General features: G+C 40.3%; 20 protein-coding genes. 5 read left to right on the top strand and 15 right to left on the bottom strand.

Annotated elements, in window-relative coordinates:
- Positions 1 to 143: 143 nt before the first annotated feature.
- The 6 genes from JZO83_RS04330 to JZO83_RS04305 form a co-directional block, all read right to left on the bottom strand.
- On the bottom strand, positions 144 to 524 hold the full coding sequence (locus JZO83_RS04330; RefSeq protein WP_207115088.1) for a hypothetical protein: 381 nt from the start codon (positions 522 to 524) through the stop codon (positions 144 to 146).
- 20 nt (positions 525 to 544) lie between these two features.
- On the bottom strand, positions 545 to 2,947 hold the full coding sequence (locus JZO83_RS04325; RefSeq protein ID WP_207115087.1) for a WxL domain-containing protein: 2,403 nt from the start codon (positions 2,945 to 2,947) through the stop codon (positions 545 to 547).
- Between the two features lie 16 nt (positions 2,948 to 2,963).
- Positions 2,964 to 4,001, bottom strand: a complete 1,038-nt coding sequence (locus JZO83_RS04320; RefSeq protein WP_207115086.1) for a DUF916 and DUF3324 domain-containing protein — start codon at positions 3,999 to 4,001, stop codon at positions 2,964 to 2,966.
- A gap of 94 nt (positions 4,002 to 4,095) precedes the next feature.
- Entirely contained in the window at positions 4,096 to 4,884 is a 789-nt protein-coding gene (locus JZO83_RS04315) for a WxL domain-containing protein (RefSeq protein WP_207115085.1), read from the bottom strand.
- A gap of 22 nt (positions 4,885 to 4,906) precedes the next feature.
- On the bottom strand, positions 4,907 to 5,218 hold the full coding sequence (locus tag JZO83_RS04310) for an LPXTG cell wall anchor domain-containing protein (protein ID WP_242542404.1): 312 nt from the start codon (positions 5,216 to 5,218) through the stop codon (positions 4,907 to 4,909).
- 432 nt (positions 5,219 to 5,650) lie between these two features.
- Positions 5,651 to 7,117 carry a helix-turn-helix domain-containing protein gene (locus tag JZO83_RS04305; protein WP_207115084.1) on the bottom strand — a complete coding sequence of 489 codons (1,467 nt, stop codon included), beginning with the start codon at positions 7,115 to 7,117 and terminating at the stop codon, positions 5,651 to 5,653.
- 992 nt (positions 7,118 to 8,109) lie between these two features.
- On the opposite strand from JZO83_RS04305, the gene JZO83_RS04300 reads away from it, so the two are divergent.
- The 5 genes from JZO83_RS04300 to JZO83_RS04280 all read left to right on the top strand — a co-directional run bounded on the left by JZO83_RS04300 (position 8,110) and on the right by JZO83_RS04280 (position 10,959).
- On the top strand, positions 8,110 to 8,541 hold the full coding sequence (locus tag JZO83_RS04300; RefSeq protein ID WP_207115083.1) for a hypothetical protein: 432 nt from the start codon (positions 8,110 to 8,112) through the stop codon (positions 8,539 to 8,541).
- 1 nt (position 8,542) lies between these two features.
- Complete coding sequence (locus tag JZO83_RS04295) at positions 8,543 to 8,881, top strand: hypothetical protein (protein ID WP_207115082.1); 339 nt, start codon at positions 8,543 to 8,545, stop codon at positions 8,879 to 8,881.
- Positions 8,882 to 8,885: 4 nt separating this feature from the next.
- Complete coding sequence (locus JZO83_RS04290; RefSeq protein ID WP_207115081.1) at positions 8,886 to 9,293, top strand: hypothetical protein; 408 nt, start codon at positions 8,886 to 8,888, stop codon at positions 9,291 to 9,293.
- 498 nt (positions 9,294 to 9,791) lie between these two features.
- Positions 9,792 to 10,373, top strand: coding sequence for an N-6 DNA methylase (locus JZO83_RS04285; RefSeq protein WP_242542403.1), 582 nt, complete (start codon positions 9,792 to 9,794; stop codon positions 10,371 to 10,373).
- A 139-nt stretch (positions 10,374 to 10,512) separates the two neighbouring features.
- Positions 10,513 to 10,959, top strand: a complete 447-nt coding sequence (locus tag JZO83_RS04280) for a hypothetical protein (RefSeq protein ID WP_207115079.1) — start codon at positions 10,513 to 10,515, stop codon at positions 10,957 to 10,959.
- A 448-nt stretch (positions 10,960 to 11,407) separates the two neighbouring features.
- Here JZO83_RS04280 and JZO83_RS04275 read toward each other — a convergent pair whose 3' ends face one another.
- The 9 genes from JZO83_RS04275 to JZO83_RS14360 all read right to left on the bottom strand — a co-directional run.
- Positions 11,408 to 11,833 carry a hypothetical protein gene (locus tag JZO83_RS04275; RefSeq protein WP_207115078.1) on the bottom strand — a complete coding sequence of 142 codons (426 nt, stop codon included), beginning with the start codon at positions 11,831 to 11,833 and terminating at the stop codon, positions 11,408 to 11,410.
- On the bottom strand, positions 11,826 to 12,110 hold the full coding sequence (locus JZO83_RS04270; protein WP_207115077.1) for a hypothetical protein: 285 nt from the start codon (positions 12,108 to 12,110) through the stop codon (positions 11,826 to 11,828). The genes JZO83_RS04275 and JZO83_RS04270 overlap by 8 nt, the downstream gene beginning before the upstream one ends.
- 279 nt (positions 12,111 to 12,389) lie before the next feature.
- Entirely contained in the window at positions 12,390 to 13,253 is an 864-nt protein-coding gene (locus JZO83_RS04265) for a hypothetical protein (protein WP_207115076.1), read from the bottom strand.
- A 395-nt stretch (positions 13,254 to 13,648) separates the two neighbouring features.
- Complete coding sequence (locus tag JZO83_RS04255) at positions 13,649 to 14,254, bottom strand: hypothetical protein (protein ID WP_207115074.1); 606 nt, start codon at positions 14,252 to 14,254, stop codon at positions 13,649 to 13,651.
- Position 14,255: 1 nt separating this feature from the next.
- Positions 14,256 to 15,557 (bottom strand): CHAP domain-containing protein, encoded by a 1,302-nt coding sequence (locus tag JZO83_RS04250; RefSeq protein ID WP_207115073.1) that lies wholly within the window; start codon positions 15,555 to 15,557, stop codon positions 14,256 to 14,258.
- Complete coding sequence (locus tag JZO83_RS04245; RefSeq protein WP_207115072.1) at positions 15,554 to 16,942, bottom strand: hypothetical protein; 1,389 nt, start codon at positions 16,940 to 16,942, stop codon at positions 15,554 to 15,556. Before JZO83_RS04245 ends, JZO83_RS04250 begins: the two co-directional genes overlap by 4 nt.
- Positions 16,943 to 16,951: 9 nt before the next feature.
- A complete protein-coding gene (locus JZO83_RS04240; protein WP_207115071.1) occupies positions 16,952 to 17,197 on the bottom strand; it encodes a hypothetical protein in 246 nt (81 codons plus the stop codon).
- Positions 17,198 to 17,256: 59 nt separating this feature from the next.
- On the bottom strand, positions 17,257 to 18,201 hold the full coding sequence (locus tag JZO83_RS04235) for an IS3 family transposase (protein WP_347401505.1): 945 nt from the start codon (positions 18,199 to 18,201) through the stop codon (positions 17,257 to 17,259).
- Positions 18,096 to 18,603: transposase (locus JZO83_RS14360; protein ID WP_242542402.1), on the bottom strand; the 508-nt coding region annotated here is incomplete at its 5' end. The genes JZO83_RS14360 and JZO83_RS04235, both read right to left, overlap by 106 nt.

Raw genomic sequence — 18,603 nt, 5'->3', positions numbered from 1 at the left:
TTATTGACAAAGAGCCAAAATTTATAAATCCCCTTTTTTGCGGGACAATGATTTGTTAACGACTTGATGAGCAAAAAAAGGGCTTCCAGAAATTCGTCATTTTCTGGAAGCTCTTATATCATTTTCTTAGTATCTTTTAAACTCTAGGATATTTTTGTTCCATCTCCAAGATAAATGATCCCTATCGGAATTTCAGAAGATGTATTCAATCCGACTAATTCCCGGTAAAAGGAGCGACTATCTTTTTTAATCTGTGAAATTAACTCTTCTTCGCTAGCAATTTCACGAAAATGTGATTCTGTTATTTTGTGGTATTCTAACAAGATCTGCAATTGTGCGTCTAAAGATAATACTTCTTTTAATGTGTCGAACAAATTATTTCTTGGGTGTTGATTGACTTCAGAACAAGCTGATTTCAATTCCTCATAATACTCATGGAGTACTGGGTAATGAGAGGCAAATGATCGGCCTAGCTTTTTATCCATACGGGTAAAGTAATCTTGCATCGTAACTATCTCTTCCATGTTACTACTTCTTTCTTCATTTATTCATTTGCTGGAACAGCACTGAGTTCCCATGTGAGGGAGGTTTGATAGGTCGTAGCTCTTGGTGTAGCCATTTCTGGGACTTCTAACGCTACACTTTCGCCAGCACTGCTTCCATCGCCAAAGCGATAGATCCATGTGCCAGTCCCTTGACCCTGATTGGCCGTGACGAGCTCAGCCTTTTGCCCAGGTACTAATGCGACTCCTTCTTGGTGAGTCAATAGCGGTTGTTCCCCGCCTTGTGCGGAGGCAAATTGTTGATTGGTCAAATGGAGTCGCGCACCAGATAGTTCATGGTTTTGACTATTTCTAAATTGACCGTTTTGTGTCACGGAAAGGCTCCATCCAAAGCGCTCATTCTCTGATCGACGATCACTGATCTGAACATAGTTTGGTCGTTCTTCTGTCTCGTTCACTGTCCCATCTTCGTTTAATAATCGTTGTGGGTGTACATAATAAATTTGATCACGAACAGAAATAGCTTGTGAACCAAAGTCAAAGGACGAAACAAAGTCAATACTCAATAACCCCTGATCTTTTGGAAGTTCTGGTTTATTATCTGGATCAATTTCGATTTCTGGATCCAAAGGATTCACCGGTTTTACTGATGCAACTTCATAAACATACGTAACCTCTATAGTTTCTTCCGAAAAGACTCCCGTGGCTTGATCAGGCTCAGTCACTAATTGATAATTTGGAATCACTTGTGCTTTTGTTTTGTATGGTTCTCCAATAATTCCGATCAATTCTTCAGGATGTGCAAGAGTATTTCCTTCTTTATCTTCATGGTTGACAACGACCTTTCCTTTGTTTTCAATTACTGTGATAGGGACCTCAATTATATTTTGAATGCCACTAATTGAGGATTCGATGATTACATCAATAGATGTTTCTTCTAAACGATCAAAAATTCGTTCTTCAGAAAAGCCCACAACAAATGGTTCGTCACCTTCAAGTTTATTATCTAGATTATCTACGAATTCTTTTGGATCTAAATCAGTTGTAGAAGTATTTAAACTGATCTCTTGAGATACAGGATTTCCCCATGGACGAGCCCAAGTATCTGCATATCCTGAAACTTTCTGTGGCGAGTATGAAGTTGTTGCCTCTATAGGTAAACGTACGTAATCTTCTACAAGGAATTCAGATAGTTTCTCATTGGTACTATCGATAACGCCAACAAGTGTCACTTCGATAGATTGACCTCTCAGTTTCGCTACTTCTATTGCAGGAAGACTGATCTGAATTTCACCATCAGCATTAGTGATATCACTAATGCTATTTAAATCATTTCCAGTTTGGTCTTGGATTGAACCTACCGTCATTTCTTTGTGAATTGCGGAATCAAATGAAATGGACATATCATATGATCCATTGGTTATATCCCCAAATTCTTGTGTGATACTATAGCGGCTTAAAAATTTTTCTACTTCCTTATGTCCATCGATAGTTGGTATACCTGAATTATTGTCCAAAAGAGCCGATCCAGATCGATATGGTTGGAAAGCAGAACCACCTACATCATTTGTAAAAGCTGCGAAACCTAGTCGTAAATCCAAGTTAGTACCCATTACGAATGAGAGTGTATCTATAACATTTGCGGTATCTATACGTTCGAAAAAGTAGTTATTGTTTCGACTAGCAATTTCCCATTTTCGAGCAGTATCAATACTCGAAAATAGAGCATACAATTTTTGTTGTTCTATTTCAAAGTACATGTTTCTTGAGAGGCTGTAGTCTAGAATTAATGGAATATTCGAAGACAACTCTTCCCCAGTGTCTTGATAGACATGTCGAATTGATATTGGAACATGTCCTGGAGTAGTTGCATTAACTCTCCAAAAGATTATATCTTTATTTGACTCAAGTGTAATGTGTGATAAATTCGTTGCTTGACCGAATATCCATATTGCATCAATGTACCGATTATCTACTATCCCAATATTCGTCATTCTTAATGTGCTATTATTAGAAATCGTAACCGCTGATGTAGCATTTGTTTGATCAACACCATTTAAAATCCATCTAGTCTGTGCAGTTTGTTTAAATTGATAATAGGTTGGAGGAAGTAGTTCCGAACCAGTAACCAATTTTCCTGATTCTATATTTCCCCATTTGGGAAATAACTGTAGACTTTTAGCAATAATTTCCTCGGGCACTTTGTTTTCTGATTGAAATTGATTGATACTTTCTCCATCTTTGAATCGCTCATTCGCCCTCTCATCGTCTGATTCGGTTTCTGGACTCAGATTTTGTTTGGTTTCGGGACATTCTTCCAGTGTTTGCCCCCCGCTCTCTTCGATAGTCGTGGCATACACGATCCCGACTGGTTTAAAAAAAAGAGGTAAGAGTAGTAACGCTATAACAAATCGAATGAACAATTTTCTTTTTTTATCTTGCACGTGATTACTCCTTTGATTATTCACTTGTTTGGTGTTTATTTTTTTGCCAAATCATATAAACAAATAAGGCGATTACTAAAACAATCAATCCGATGGTTAAAATCATCCACCAATTGATACTTGTATCAACCAACACATCTTCTCGGTTCAATTTACGTGCTTCGTCCGCCTCGATCGTAAACTCACGGATCCATGACCATTCATGTTCGCCAGAAGTCGCCGTTAGTTCTAAGATATAGGTGCCACTTCGAAAACGTTCCCCTTCTAAAGAAATCGGGAAATTAAAATTCGAATTGGGTGCCATCTGCATCATTTCTTGGCTGGCTTCATAGAGAACGTCGTTCTCTCCTGCACGTTTCACGGTTGCTTCTACTGCTAAGCGATTGACAAAGGTTGGCGTGAAGTTTTGTAAGGTGGCACTGATCACATTGCGGTAATTCAACTGATCCGCAAAAACATCCAGCAGCTCCAACTCCGGTTGCACAGCGTCGCGTGTATTACTCACCACCATGCCGATCACATAGGCAAACTCATTTTTAATTGCGACGCCTTCGCCTTCTGGTTCTTCACTTTCTTCATCGTCTTCTTTGTATTCGGCGATCCGTAGGCCGCCTGCTAAAAAGCCTTCAAAGGCCTCTACCGGCATATGTAAAGGCAAGTCAATAACTTTTGATTCGTTTCCGCTTAATTCGATCATCCCAGATGGCTCGATCAAGTCAGCCAGAGAATGGATCAATGTTGGATCTGGTTCTGCGGCCTCTTTGCCATATTCGACTTTCCCTAACACATTGGTAAACGCGGTATGAGCTGTGACTTGAACCCGTATGGGTTCGGCACTGTTATTCCCAATTTCCACTTGGATTGTTTCTTGTTCGTTGGGTGCTAGATTTAAATCATAATACCCCTTTCCTTCATCCACTTGGCTTTCAGGAAGAATGGGATTGGCATACACATTCAATTCCGTTTCCTCTGCATGTGCTGATAGTGGGAATAAAAAGGCAAGCGCCCCAAGCAGCCAAACGATCTTCCGTACCTTTTGTTTCTGATTTATCATGTTGTGATCCTTTCTTTAAAAAAAGCAGCACTACAAAGGTCTGTAACGCTGCCCAACATCTCAATTGACCTGAAAATCGATCGTTTGCTATTTCTTAGTTTTCTGGTGTCAATTCTAGTTCCCATGTCAACGTAGACGTATACGTCACGGCATCTTTTGCGGTTGATCCTGGAACAAATAATTTGATCGCTGCATTTTCGACAACTTCTGCGCCATCTTCAATTTGTTGTGCCAAATCATCGTGATTGCCCCACTCAACGGTAGATTTCCCCGCACCTTTTTCTGGTGCTGCAGTCATGACCGCTACAGCTGCCTCATTTGGTAGTAATTGTAGCCCAGTTGCGTGTGCTTCAGGCATTAGTGCAGGATCATCAATGCTGTAACGAATCGATGGATCATGTAAGCTGATATGTGCGCCTTTTAAGACATTGTTTTGTGTGTTTGGTGCTTCAAATTCAGTTAAACTTACATTCAATTCCCAACCTTCATTTGTTCCACGGGTATCATCGACTTGGGCCATACTTACGTAAGGAACTTTGTTTTCGTCACCCGTTGTTCCTTTTAATTGTTGTCTTTCGGCAACCATGTTGTAAGTCACATCGGTTGTTGAAATGATTTGAGAACCAAAGTTCATTGTTGGAACTGTCGCAATCGTCAATGGCCCTTTGTTTCCTTCTGGTCCGACAACCGGTGGGATTTCTACATCTGGACCATTTTCTCCTGGGTCAACTTCGGTCTCATCTTCCCCTGCTGTAAAGGTGATTTGTCCTTCAGTTGTTGTTTGGCGAACCTCACTGGTTCCTTCTTCCGCAAAGGCTTGAACGCCTCCAGCTAAGATAGTGGTAGATAGTGCTGCAACAGTTGCTAATCGGATAAATTTCATTGAAAATTCCTTCTTTCGTTTTCTAATTTGTTTTGTTCTTTTTGTTTCTTTTGACGCCTGCGGTGGCAACCAAGCCCACGAGTAGCCAACCGATCCATACCCATTGCGTGTGGTGTACGGTATTGGTCTGAGGCAGTCTGTCACCGGCAGGCGGTTTTGCGATACCGGTAGGTGGTGGATCCGGAGTGCCTTCTGGTTCATAACGGCCCATAAACCGGATCGTTCCTTCGGTCTCTGTCGATTGAACCGATGACGCATTTCCGCTCGTAGACGCTGTTCCTAAGATAAGGATCCCCAACAAACAGCTCGCAACGATACAAATTATACGTTTCATTTCCCTCCTCCTTTGTGAAATGGCTCAAAACCCATCGTTTTTTAGAATGAAATCCAGAAGGGTCTGACTTTCAAAAAAAGCATAATCTAATCACAATCTTCAGGTATTCGAATTGTTCGAATGCCTGTTTTTTTTGCATTCTCATAAACGATCGTTATCAGAACTTTTTTGGTTCACAGATCAATGTTTACACACATTCCCTCTGACATCTACTACCTTACCTGATTTTCCAACTCAATAAAAATCATTATTTTCACAGCATAGTGAAAATATCGAACAAACCTGATAACGGCCGCAATAATTACCTAAAAAAAGGATAGAATTTATTGTTTAGGATGAATTGACCCGTTCGTGAATGCGGCATCTAGTATTTTGTAATGCATTGTCTATTACTGTATATTGGCTCTTCGTTACAAAGATAACTCATTTGAATTACTCGACTAACGGATTTAAGGCATGTACCACGCGTTCCCAATCAGCGACAGTAGGATTGGCATTGAGTAGAATATAGTCGTTTTTTAGTCCGTAATCAAACAGATAAGGCCGATAATTTGTTACGATCAAATCTGTTTCCTCTGATTTTAACCACTCTTCTGACAACTCATGTAATGAAACAAAGATCAGCTCATGTTGGTTTCCCAAAATTCGAAGAGCCTGTAAGCGGATTTTTTGGATTCCGATATAGTCGCCTTCTAACAAAAACAAAACTTTTTTCACTGGCTGATAATAGCGAAGCAACAGATCACTGAAAACTGTAAAGCTTACGGCAATTTCTTCCAAAGAAGTGTTGGAAAAAGCCAGTGCTTTTTGATGGTGAGCCAAAAAAGTGAGATTTTTGTTATAGGTGATTGGTTGCTCCTGTTGAATAGCGTTGATCGTTTCTTTTTGTTGCTTGTTCCAAGTCGGACTTGTCGCATCATTTAGTTTTCGTGAGACTAAAAAGGAGGCCAGAAATGTCTCTAGGACCTTCCGGTCCCAGCGATCAAAGATTGGGTCAGAGAAATACGCAACTGCAACACCGATAATGTTTGGCCAGAAATTGAATCGCTCTAGAAATTGAATTTCCTGATCTAATCGATTGATCGTTCGTTTTGAAACGATAATTAAATGTAGCCAGGCCAGTTCTTCTTTAGGCAAGGTGACACCGTAATCTTTTTCAATGATTGGTACAAGCAAGGTTAATAATTCAAAATCTTTTTCTTTGTATACTCGTTCTTGAATCCACTTTGGAACGGAACTCGTTTTTCCTTGCTGAACCCGAACTACTACTAGATATAGTAAAGAATAAAATGCTGAGATTGACAATCCCGTCCCAACTTCATACTTGCCTAATCGATCAGCTAACCCCTTAACCACAGACTGATGCAATCCTTCTGGCGGACGAATGGTATGCGGTGTTGGTTCTGCAATATAGTAAAAGTCAAAAAAGAATTTTCGAATACTTCCTTCATCACCTGTAAGCAATACAGGCGTCGCTTGTATCGCCAAACCGTATCCTTTTAATGTCGGGCGAACGCGTGCAAAAAAGCGCCGCAAGGTACTCTCACCATAACTGTATTGATGGGCCAATTCATCCAGATCGACTTCTTCTCCGTAAAAGATTGCACTCATAATTTCAAATAAGGGCTCATTAACGAGTAACTGTTCTTTCTTTTCCTTGTAGCTGACCCGATCGCATTCTTCGAAGTGAAACCCGCTATTGTCCGAGTGTAAAGAGATACTATCACCAAAATAATCTCGGATTGATTGGATATCTTTGACTAACGTACGATGTGAAATAACCATTTGTTGAGAAAGTTGAACCAATGTAAAATTTCCAATTTGTTCCATATTCGTCAATATTCGCATCCAGCGTCGAATCATCGGATTTGTAATGAACGATAGTTGAAGTTCTTGCATAGAGGTCCCTCGCTTAGTTTTTTTTTAACCGTTTAGTTTATATATAGATGCATGAAGCACCTTTTTGCAAGGAAATAAGGTCAATAAATTTAAAAAATAAGATCGCTAACTACGGTTAATCTTCTTTTGTTCCTACTTCCATTCCATTAAGTTTGACCGAGCTTCCCAAACGACCCCTGATTGACAAGTGTTTTGCTTTAGTTCGAATAATCCATTCAATCGTCCACTTTTCGGAGCTTTTTAGCAATTGATTTGCGCGCACTTTCCATTTGGTTTTATACCAAATTAAAAATTATTATGCTTTTCTTTTATGACATACTGAGACACTTGTTCTAAACTTCATATACAAGGTTTTCGATACACGTAAATTCATTGGGAAGAGAATAGGTAAGCAAAAACGAATGAATCCGATGGAGCGTCAAAAAGAGAATATCCAGAAATCAGTCAATTTATGAATACTCTCTTTTTCAACTATTTAGGTTTTGATATACTGACACACTTCGATTTTTTTTGTCCTTTCAGGAGACAAATTGCTGGCGCAATTTGTAGTGAATTTGTCCATATACAGTCATTCGCTCCGTACCGTCTTCGACTGCGCTCTCTTCCTTTGACGCTACGCTATATGGACAAATTCAGCCAGCTGTTACCACAGCTGGCGTTTATTAAAGAGGAACGCGGGCGACGCACACTTTCCGGCCGTTTCCAACGGCCTCTCAGGCTATCGCCTTCACTTTAGCGCTCCTACGTCGCGCCCAACCCACAGAACGGGATCTCTGTCTTCCATTTATTTTTTCTTTTGAAAAGAACGGCGGTTCTACCGCCTTCTATCACACCTTCCATTCAACCAACAAGGGTAAATACACAACAGCTGGATCCAGCTGAAGCTGGTCCATCTGTAAGCCCTTGTTGCTCACTCCAGGAGTGATCCATCTTTTCTGTCAAAAGAAAATATAAAAAAAGAAAGGCAAACCCTTTCTGTAGGAGGTCAAACCATGCCACAAACGTATTATGAAGAATTTTCACGATTGCCTAAAGACAAAATGGCGCAAAAAATGGAGGATATGACGTTCGCTTATAACGAAACACGTGTCCCTCAAAAGCACTATAAAAAATTATTGGATATGGCCCAAGAAGAAATGATTGAAAGCAGTGTTGAGCTTAATCTGATTGACACTTACTATCGAACGATTGAACAGCTAAAAAAAGCAAACCCCAAATGGCTCTTTCAAGCTTTGGTGTGTATTGATAAAGGAATCAAACCTAGCACGATTAAACCAGATGAGTATCAAGCGTTAGAACTTACATGGCAAAGATTTAATGACGATAAGAAAGCAAAAACAACGGATAGCCAATGGTTGGACTATTTCGAATCAATAAAAGTAAACGGCGCTTTCTATTCATTCACCGAAAGAGAGGACGACTAAAATGAACTTGAATAATTGTTTCATCCTAGAAATCATGGACAATGAACTACTTTCTTCCTTAACAGATTCTCCCAATCTTGAAAAATACGAAACCGGCCATGACATCCTTGAAGTCCAAAATGAAGCCTTTGCTCTCCAAGTTTGGGTAAACAAAATGTACGGTCCGGCTGAAGTCGAATGCAACTTCGGCAAAAAGGTGAATGTTAACACTCAAACTGGCGAGTATGAATTTGATTATTTGGATAGTGCAGATTTTGTTGAAGCTTGTAAAGATATTCCGCCTATGGCAGTTGCTGTAGGATTCTTTCTCGGCTTTTTAACACATTACGAAGGAGTGTAAAACTATGAAAAATGAACAAAAACAACGGTACAAAAAAGAAGCAATCAAGCGCATGAAGGCCCTCGGTATCATTGACGATACGATTCAACAATTCGAACAAGCTGACTTGGTTTCCTATTCTTTACGTGGAGGAAATTATTGGCTAGATAATAGCTTTAAGCAATTAGTCGCAGAGTTTGAAGAAAAGCACGATTATCTCGTGTATTACGCTATTTTAAGCTACACCGCCATCGGCAAAATGCTTTCTCTCTTCTATGTTTCAAACCGAGAAGAAGAATGGTCAGGCGATTGGAAAGAACTCAATGAAGGCTTTCAAATGTCCTATGTTTTCAATTTGGATATTCCCGAATACTCAGAATTTGGACTCATTGGTTTCAAACCAATATTTGGTGGCTTGATTCGAACTGCATAAAAAGCAAATAAGAATAGGGAAACCTATTCTTGCCTGCTTTTTGGGAACAAATTGCTGGCGCAATTTGTAGTGAATTTGTCCATATACAGTCATTCGCTACGTATCATCTTCGACTGCGCTCTCTTCCTTTGACGCTACGCTATATGGACAAATTCAGTCAGCTGTTGCCACAGCTGACGTTTATTAAAGAGGAACGCGGGCGACGCCCGCTTTTCCCCCACCGATCGACGATCGTTGGGTCCCCCTGGCGTGTGCTGCGCACACTTTCCGGCCGTTTCCAACGGCCTCTCAGGCTGACGCCTTCGCTTTAGCGCTCCTACGTCGCGCACCGACCTTCATCGATTCAATTTTTCTTTGAGAAGAACGGCGGTTCCACCGCCTTTTACCATACCTTCCATTTACCCTTGTCGCTCATTCCAGGTATGATCCATCTTCTGCATCAAAGAAAAATACATCAAATCAATGAAAGGCAAAAACCTTTCTGAAGGAGGTCAATTTATGAACAAAAAGAATGAAATCATCAATAAGCTGCAATCGATCACAGGCAAGTATTCACTAGGTGGGGTATTTAACGATTGGATCCATCTTATGGCCTATACTTGCTCGAATACAATGAATCACCTTCAATTCGAAGAGCGTGAAGCGTTGTATCTCAGCATCATCAAAAAATACTCCAGGGACCAAGCTATTACTTTTTGTGAGTGTTTTCAACTGCTTACAAGCGCACTTGAAGAGGACTCTATTGACTGGTTGGGTGAGATCTACATGGAGCTAAACTTAGCTAACAAATCAATGGGCCAATGCTTTACACCGAATCATATCGCTAGACTGATGGCTGAACTAACCTTTGTCTCCGGACAATCCGAAATCTTAGAAAACGGCCGAATGAATTACTATGAACCCTGTTGTGGTTCCGGAAGCATGATCATCGGGTTAGCTTCAGCTATGAAAGAAAAAGGCTATAACTTCCAAACACAACTTATCGTTCATTGCGAAGATCTAGACGATAACTGTTTACTAATGACATACGTGCAGCTGTCAATATTGGGTATTAGCGCCATCTGCCAGGTGAAAAATTGACTTTCAAATGAAGTTTTTTCAACCTGGTATACGCCCTTTCATTTCTTCTCTAAAAACATCTTTAATCTATAGGAACACTAAGTTATACTAAAAAAACGAGTGTACTGAAAGCAGACATCGATCACGAAGGAGAAAAATTATGACTACAAACTACACATGCAAATACTGCGGGACCCCTCTAACCGAACACTTATCTTGTGATTTTTGTCAGATTGGTTTTTCTCTTTCCGACGTCTGTCAAAACCATCTTCGACAATCGCAAATTCCGGAAGAAATCCCCATGCTGGAAGACGAAAATGAAGTTCTTGGAAAAACCACGATCGACTTTCTTCAGGAAAAGACAGTAAGCCTTTATTACCTTTTGAAGATCGCCCGCAAAGCAAAAGATAAAGCGTTTAGAGCCAATGATAATGAGAAATATCAGGTGTTGATTAAAAAAATTTATGTACTGGAAAATTTAATTTATGAACGGGAAGGTTTTTTCCCAAAATCTATGCAAGACTCTATTCTAAAGAAAAAGCGAAACGAAGTGATAGAGTTTGAAAAGTATTTAAAGGAAAAAGGAAAGTTCTCAATGAATGGTTGATCAAAAGTGTCTCACTTAATCAAAAAAAAATAAAAGACCAAATCCTTGCTTTCAAAGGATTTGGTCTTATTTGTATGTTACAATACTAGCTGATAGTAAAGTTTATACGGTGGCTAATCCCAAAAGAAATGGGGTGACGCCTATGTTGTTTTTCGGCTTTATCCCTAGAAAGGAATAAGCTTGTCTGTTTATGAAGCACTAATGTTTGCGTTAGCTTTCGCAACCTTAGTACTTGCAATCAGCAATAACAAAAACGACAAAAAATAACCGTATCATAAACTTTGGCCAGTTTAACGGTTATTCTTTGTAACTGATTCAACTATGCCACCGACTTAAACGGTGCTATCCCTAAGAGGAGTTGTTAGCGCAATTCCTCTTTTCGTTTTTAGTATACCACACTCTTCTAAGTTAAGCTAGAAGGGCAAATCCTCATCAAAAGTCAGATAATTTACGTCTTGGTCTTTGTTTCTAAGTGATCCAGCTGCTCTTTGATTCGTTTTTCAGCAGCGCTCAACGCATTTGTCTTTGCTTTGCTCGTTAATACCACTCGTTCTTCGATACGATCGATCTGTAGTGTGTTGATCATATGATTCAACAGTTCTGTGATCACTTTGGTTTGTCGATCTGCATAACCCGTACGTCGTCGGAGGATATCGATTGGCTCTTTCAACTCTCTAATGACCCGAGTGGCAATCTCTTCCGAAAGAATTTCTCCCAAGAGTTTATTTGCGTCCGCTGTTTCCAACTGGTGCAATATTGATTCGATTACTGCACCATAACTTCTGTTTCCTTTATCCATCATTTTCTTCAATTTATCTTTAGCTTCTTGAGAGATATATGTTTCCAACCTAGCCATATTTTCACTTTCACCCATCAAGTTCCCCTCCTGTGATTAGTTGAATGATTTGTTTCATTTCGGCCATTGTGTGTGTATTTTTGTCTATCACTTTCGCCATCATATCGAGCAATTCTGAATATTTGGTTTCAGTTTCCATAACTTCGTGGCGCTCCGCCAGCCGATTGACATATTCAAGTAGAAATTGATTCAACGACTTTCCTTGAGCATCCGCCAGTTGGATTAATCGAGCTTTCTTATCTAAGTCAACGCCACGAATTCTAATCTCATCAAAGTCTGAAATCTGTTTCCCCATTCGCTCAACCTCCTTTCGAATTTGAGAATCAGTGTTTTCTAAAAGCCTGCTCGACAGACGCGAAGCGTCGAAGAGCAGGGATTTAGAAAAGAGCATAAGGGAAATCCGTACCCAGACTTTGTCTGGCCCCCGCAGTGCGGGGGGATTTTAATGGGTACATGAAGTAGGATAATTCCGTTACTTTTCCGTTAACTTAACGTTATCCTAACGTTACTCTACCGTTAGATTTCCGTTAACTTTTGTTGAATTCCGTTACTTTTCCGTTAGCGATTCCTCTATCTATTTAGTACTATTTTTCTTATCGGCTACCTTTTCTTGCAGCTTTTCAATTTGTTCTTGCAGTTCTTCATTTTGTTTCTCTGTCGAATAATTTGTGGTTGCCAATTGTCGATTTCGTTCATTTAATTGGTTGATAGAATTTTGTGTTTCTATTTTCTGCGCGTCTGTTTGATAATCCATTTCTGTTTCTAACAGCTGTGCTTTTTCTTTACTCTTTTCGATCTCTTCCTCATTGTCCTTGATCACTGTTTGATTATCCGCGATTACCGCGTTCCGTTGTTCGATCGCATAATCAATGGCCGTGACTTCGACCTCTGTCTCATTTTGAAAGTCTATCGGATCAGATTGCGTATCTTTTTCTCCAACAATAATATAGTCGCTTTGTTCTTCTACTTGCACGTCCGATTTCGTTGTTAACTCCACACGTAAACCGGACCATTCAGAAGCAAGCCCCTCCACTTGAATGTAGGTGAAATTGTTTTCTCCTTGATAGATCGTTGTCTGGATCTGGCCATCGTCTGAACCATTTTGGTAATCAACTGAAACATGCCACGTGCGCTCTTCATACACTGGATCCATTTCTTTTTTCCCTAAGACGAAGGTGGCGCTTTGTTCTTTTTGATTTACGTTTCGATCGAGTAACACATACGTCGTGCTGCCAAAATCCAATTCCGATTGGATTTTGGTCGAAGAAATTTCCACTTCCTTTGAAAGAAAAAGATTGAGTCCAATCATCAAACTATAGGTCACAACCACGAAAACAAACCAAACAAAATAAATCAACGATTGGTATCTTCTGGATGCAATAGACAAATCTTCGACTCGATCACGCAAGAGATCAAGTCGGCTTTTATTCTTTTCCATAGGTCCTCCTTTTTGTTCTTACTGGTGAAGGAATTGAACTATTTTTTTTAGATCCGTCCCACGATACATGCGGCTTCCTTTTATAAAAGTCGGGACAGTTCTCAAAGAGTACTCCTCCACATAATGTCGATTCTGCTTACTGTTCATATTGACAAACAAGAGATCATCAAAGAGTAAGTTTCTGACGTAGAGAAAAGGGAAAACCTTCTGGCACTCAGCACAATCGTCACGATAAAAGACAATGACTTTTGATTGATTTTCTTGTATTTCAACGTCTCTATTTGCCTGTTCATATCGATTCATGCTAGTAATACAACAGCCGGTCAAAAGACAAAAGAAGAAAATAAAAGAGAGTAGAATTCGATTTCTCATCATACTTTTCCTCACCAAAAGCCCTATTCAAACTCCCCAACATTTTGAATAGAATCAATTTTTTCCATATGATTGTTATAAGTGATTCTGTACATATAGTGTCCTGTTAATTCACTACTTTCTGCGATTGAAACTTCGTAATCAACCACCACAAGTGCTTGAAGCTGACGACTATCAGACGACATCAAATACACCTCTGGATCCTTCGTCAAACGAGAGACAGTATCCACTGTGGTCACTGTTTCACTTGAATCTTTAGGAAACATGGAATCCACCACTTTGTCTGTGGCAGCCTCTTTTGCTTTATCTTTTCGTACAATGATATTGCCATCTGGTCTGGAGGTATCATAGTTGTAAATAGAGGCAAATAACACGTTAGCGGCCAAGATCAATTCTTCATTCGCCGTCCCATTTTTCTCCTTATACAACTTGTCATAGTCATCGGTAAGAACTTCAATGTTTTGTTTCAGATTGTTTTCGCTTTGCTTTAGAAGTTGCGTTTCTGATTGATAGTCCTTCACCTGCGCCTTCAAGTTTACATTTTGAAACCATAAAAAAAGGCTCGCTCCCATAAATAAAATGAGGGCCAAACCCAAACCGCCTATCGTTCTGATTCTATTTTCTTTCATCTTATCTCTTTCCTCCTTGAATAAATTCGACTTGAGCCACGGTCTCCTTACTGATTACTCGCCAAGAACGCGTACCGGAACCAGGGTTGATCACATTTGTTTCACTTACCAACATACTGCCGTCCTCATTGACATATTCGACAACAGCAACGTGTCCATAAGGAGGCGTGGATCCTGCAACACCTCCCGGGAAACTGGCAGCCCAACCGACTTGTGGTTTTCCTTTTACCACGGTGTATCCTTTGGCTTTCGCAGACGCTCCCCACGAGCCACCATTTCCTCCGTCACCTGAGAACCATTCAATGGGATTGCCGATTTGTGCCATGCGATTATAAGCTCCCCACGTACACTGACCAAAGGGATAATTGTTTCCTGAGTAATTATTGGTATCAGGTTCTGGCAACGTCAGCTTTCCCTGGTATTCCGCTGGTACGTCTAAAACCGGTGCAGAGTTCTCACCGACAATCTGATTACTGGTGTCCGCTTCAGAAACCGCGCACCCACCATCGTCTTCTGCACTTGTCGAATCTTCTTCTGAAAAATCAACATCCAAGTCATTCGATAGTTCCTCTTTTTGAAAAGGCGCTGGTCCATATTTACTGATGGCTTCTTGATCGAGCCATTGAAATTTTGAGCCCAAATTTTTATACGCATTTTGCAGTTTGATTAGATAGGAAGGATCTGTCGCCCACCCGCCATTATATATGGCAGTCAGTGTACTGAGGCCATCCGTATTATTGATTGCTTTCGTATAAAGCGTTTGGTGTGCCATGAATTCAGCTTTCCCTACGATTCCAGCGTCATAATTTTTAAACCAAGTATAGGCACCTCCTGTATTGTCCCCTACATTTGTACCAGGTTTCGTTCCAGTGATATCGACAGAGTCTTCGTCAAATGTCTTTAAGGTGATAGGAAAATGACTTAGTCTAGACGTCTTCACTCCACCCATATTGTGTGCTTGCCAAAAGGAGGTTCCTGAAGGATTGGTGAAGTTAAAGCCTGTTTCCACCATTGTTTGTGCAATACTTGCGGAAGGCAAAAAGCCGCCGGCTTTCCATGACAACATGTAGGCTTCGGCGTGACTTCTGACAAACTCGTAGACGGAACTAGGTACTTCTGTATTGGTTTCTTCAGCGACACTGACAGTGTTTGAAAGACAATTGGATTGGCTGTTATTGGCGGCCGAAACACCACCTATAATCAAAATTAGAATCAGCACGAAAGGAAAAATAATAAAAAAGTTACTCGCTAAAAACGCGAGTAACCACTTTATAATCCGCTTTTTAATTTGTTTTTTGATCATACGTCTCCACCTTTTCTTCCACCGCCATCATAGAGATCCAATTCCTCTTCTGAAGCATAGACAAATAATTCATAGGCGTCCGATTTTCCAATTCGAAGCAGTGTCTGTCCAGGGACAAATTTATTTAGCCGAGACGCTTGTTCCGCTGTTAAAACGCCGCCATTTTCTTCACTGAGATTATCGCTTTCTCCTTCTCCTGGCTGGAAAAAGAAGCGATAGTTCATGAAATCATAGATATCCTTGGCCTCATCATCATTACTGTTTCGGCTGTCTTTTGAAGTAGAAACGAGCGAACGAACGCTTTGTGTATCTAAACAAAGTCCCGCATACCGCTTCCTTGCTTCTCTGGCATAGGTATTGAAGAAGGAAACCATCCGCGGATTGTTTTGATTGATCAAATTATGAGATTCAGCCATGAAAAACATGCCTCTACGAATCTCTTCGAAAGAAATCTCCCCTTGTTGGTATCGTCGATGTTCTCTGCGCCCATTATTGAAGAGGGTCGCACTGAAAAGATTAAATGTATTGAATAATTGGGCATTGACGAACCGCTGCTCAAAGTTTGTTAGCCCGTCAATGTTAAAAAAGAGGACCTGTTGATCAGAAATATCCGGAATAGTTGTTGGCCCATCGAAAAGTGTATTGGTTTTTTGTAAGAGCGTAGTGAGTGTCGACTGAATATTGTATAAGTGATTCCTTTCCTGTTCATACATAGATTTTTGATAACGCTCGTCAATCACCTCCAACACATCCGACAGGATCGGGTATCGCTCAGAAGGCAAACCCGTAATTTTCGTTACGTGGCCATCTTTGTCCGACAAGCCAGCGTTCTTATACAATTCAATAATGATCGAATCAAACATATCCAACTCTTCAATCGGTGCAGTAGGCTTCAAGATAGAATACCAAGTCCCTAGCTTAGATAAGTGCATCATGAAGGAAGACTGCTCACTTACTTCCAAGGTCTCATCATCTACCGCTAAAGCGATCACTTCTAGGATATTGATTCGTCCATCTTGGCCATCCAACCGGATGATCTCCCCCTTACGTTTTTTGATTAACCGTGTAAACTCGCCAGACTTATCAAATCCGCGAACCAAATATCCTCTTCCGATATTATCGTCCATAATTTTTTTCATCAGAGTAGTCTTCCCGTTTCCCATCAGACCAGTGATCAAAATATTGTAAAAGGTTCGATTTTGATCCATCAAATACTCCCAGACATCGAGAAACATATGGCCGCCGGTATTAGATATGCCAATGTATTGACCACGCGCATCCGATAAATAAACTTGATTGGCTGGATAACTTGCGCCAAATTCATTGGTGGCGATATCTAAGCCCGAGCGTCGATTAGGCAACATCGTTTGTGCGTAGTAATCCATAAAGAGCGCTTACCACTCGTATTCTTGCTCTAAAGTAAAACAAGCAAACCCAAATTCTTCTTTTTCCAGTTTTTTCTGTGTTTCTTTGATTCGCTTTTCTAGTTCTTTTTGAGTATCCGCATACAGATATAAGCGAATCGACACGTATTTCATGATCTCTCTTTTTTTCCGAATATCTTTAGACAGACTGATTAAACGCCCATATTCCTCTTCGATCATTTCTTTTTCCGTATCGTCATTCGTTTTTTGGTACATTCTGAAGTGAGACCCAATAGTTAGACCAAGTACCGACTGGAGAAATCTTGTCGGTATTTTTATGCTGCCATTCGTTCACGATATTGAACAGGGCTGCAGCCGAGTTTCGTTTTGATACGCAGATGATTGTAATACTCAATCCAATCGCCAATAGATTGTGCTAAACTTTCAAAGCTTGTATAAACTTCTCCATAATACATTTCTTGCTTTAATAGACCAAAAAAGTTCTCCATTGGTGCATTATCAAAACAATTACCTTTTCTCGACATGCTTTGGAATATTTTCTCGTTCATTAATTGCTTTCGGTACTTTTTCATCTGGTAAGCCCACCCTTGATCCGAATGGAATGTTCGGCGATAAGGACAATCAGAAGTGCGTTCGATGACTTCTTTTTGTGCATCAAGAATCGCTTGAGCATTCGGAGTTTTAGATATGCGATAGGACAAAATCTCTCCATTGTACATATCGAGGAATGGATCAAGGTATAATTTTTTGATGACCGGCTTTCCGTTTTGATCCGGCTCATAATACTTGAATTCAGAAGTATCTGTTGTCAATTTTTGGTGCGGGATCGAGGTATAAAAATGGCGATGAATAAGATTTTTCGCTATTCTTCCAATGGTTCCTTTATAAGAATTATATTTGCGCGATTTATGGGTGAATTTCATGCCTTTTAGGCCAAGCTTGCGCATGATTCGGCGGATTTTTTTCTGATTGACTTTCATTCCGCGTTCTTTTAAAGCGAGTTGAATCCGACGATACCCATAATTTCCTTTGTTTTCCTCAAAAATCTCCTTGATTAGTTTCTCCAGATTGGCATTTGGATCTTCATGATCAAAACGCTTTTGCCAGTACATATAGGTCGCTTTAGGGAATTTTGTCGCTTCAAGAAGAATCGTCAACCGGAACTCTTTTCGGAGCGCGTGGATGATTCGGGCGTCTCGTTCTTGAGTCGATCTGGAATATTCATCCCTAAAGCGCGGCGCTTTTTTACAAAAGCTAATTCTGCGCGAAGCAGTTCATTCTCTCGTTCCAGCTCTTGTTCGCGTGTCATTGATTTTTTTGAGTTTTTTTCCTTGTTTTTCTTAGACATTGAAGATCTTCCTTTCGGTTTCGGTGAAAGACCTTGGATGCCTTCTTTGAGAAATGCTTGATGCCAATGAAAAACTAGACCTTTGGAGGACAAGCCGAACTTCAGGGCAACGTCAAGATAAGATTCACCACTATTCAAATAATAGTGTATGACATCTTGTTTGAATTGAGAAGAGTAACTTTGTTTCGTTTTTCTCTTGTGCAAAGCGTCAAATCCAAGTGTATCAACCGTCTTTATCCATTTTTCAACCGTATAGTGGGATGGAATACTATACCGAGTCGCCAATGTTTTATAACCGCCTTCGCCTCTGTGA

The sequence above is a fragment of the Enterococcus sp. DIV1298c genome (genome assembly GCF_017316315.1).
Classification (GTDB): Bacteria; Bacillota; Bacilli; order Lactobacillales; family Enterococcaceae; genus Enterococcus_B; species Enterococcus_B mangumiae.
The sequence above is the reverse complement of the archived record's forward strand: the minus strand, read 5'-3'. Positions and strand labels throughout refer to the sequence as shown.

Excerpts from the sequence above, each read along its gene's own strand:
- JZO83_RS04240 (WP_207115071.1), bottom strand. The coding sequence starts at position 17,197 with ATGTACCAAAAAACGAATGACGATACGGAAAAAGAAATGATCGAAGAG.
- JZO83_RS04245 (WP_207115072.1), bottom strand. The coding sequence starts at position 16,942 with ATGGATTACTACGCACAAACGATGTTGCCTAATCGACGCTCGGGCTTA.
- JZO83_RS04310 (WP_242542404.1), bottom strand. The coding sequence starts at position 5,218 with ATGAAACGTATAATTTGTATCGTTGCGAGCTGTTTGTTGGGGATCCTT.
- JZO83_RS04330 (WP_207115088.1), bottom strand. The coding sequence starts at position 524 with ATGGAAGAGATAGTTACGATGCAAGATTACTTTACCCGTATGGATAAA.
- JZO83_RS04305 (WP_207115084.1), bottom strand. The coding sequence starts at position 7,117 with ATGCAAGAACTTCAACTATCGTTCATTACAAATCCGATGATTCGACGC.
- JZO83_RS04275 (WP_207115078.1), bottom strand. The coding sequence starts at position 11,833 with ATGGGTGAAAGTGAAAATATGGCTAGGTTGGAAACATATATCTCTCAA.
- JZO83_RS04295 (WP_207115082.1), top strand. The coding sequence starts at position 8,543 with ATGAACTTGAATAATTGTTTCATCCTAGAAATCATGGACAATGAACTA.
- JZO83_RS04280 (WP_207115079.1), top strand. The coding sequence starts at position 10,513 with ATGACTACAAACTACACATGCAAATACTGCGGGACCCCTCTAACCGAA.
- JZO83_RS04315 (WP_207115085.1), bottom strand. The coding sequence starts at position 4,884 with ATGAAATTTATCCGATTAGCAACTGTTGCAGCACTATCTACCACTATC.
- JZO83_RS04320 (WP_207115086.1), bottom strand. The coding sequence starts at position 4,001 with ATGATAAATCAGAAACAAAAGGTACGGAAGATCGTTTGGCTGCTTGGG.
- JZO83_RS04300 (WP_207115083.1), top strand. The coding sequence starts at position 8,110 with ATGCCACAAACGTATTATGAAGAATTTTCACGATTGCCTAAAGACAAA.
- JZO83_RS04290 (WP_207115081.1), top strand. The coding sequence starts at position 8,886 with ATGAAAAATGAACAAAAACAACGGTACAAAAAAGAAGCAATCAAGCGC.
- JZO83_RS04250 (WP_207115073.1), bottom strand. The coding sequence starts at position 15,557 with ATGATCAAAAAACAAATTAAAAAGCGGATTATAAAGTGGTTACTCGCG.
- JZO83_RS04255 (WP_207115074.1), bottom strand. The coding sequence starts at position 14,254 with ATGAAAGAAAATAGAATCAGAACGATAGGCGGTTTGGGTTTGGCCCTC.
- JZO83_RS04285 (WP_242542403.1), top strand. The coding sequence starts at position 9,792 with ATGAACAAAAAGAATGAAATCATCAATAAGCTGCAATCGATCACAGGC.
- JZO83_RS04265 (WP_207115076.1), bottom strand. The coding sequence starts at position 13,253 with ATGGAAAAGAATAAAAGCCGACTTGATCTCTTGCGTGATCGAGTCGAA.
- JZO83_RS04270 (WP_207115077.1), bottom strand. The coding sequence starts at position 12,110 with ATGGGGAAACAGATTTCAGACTTTGATGAGATTAGAATTCGTGGCGTT.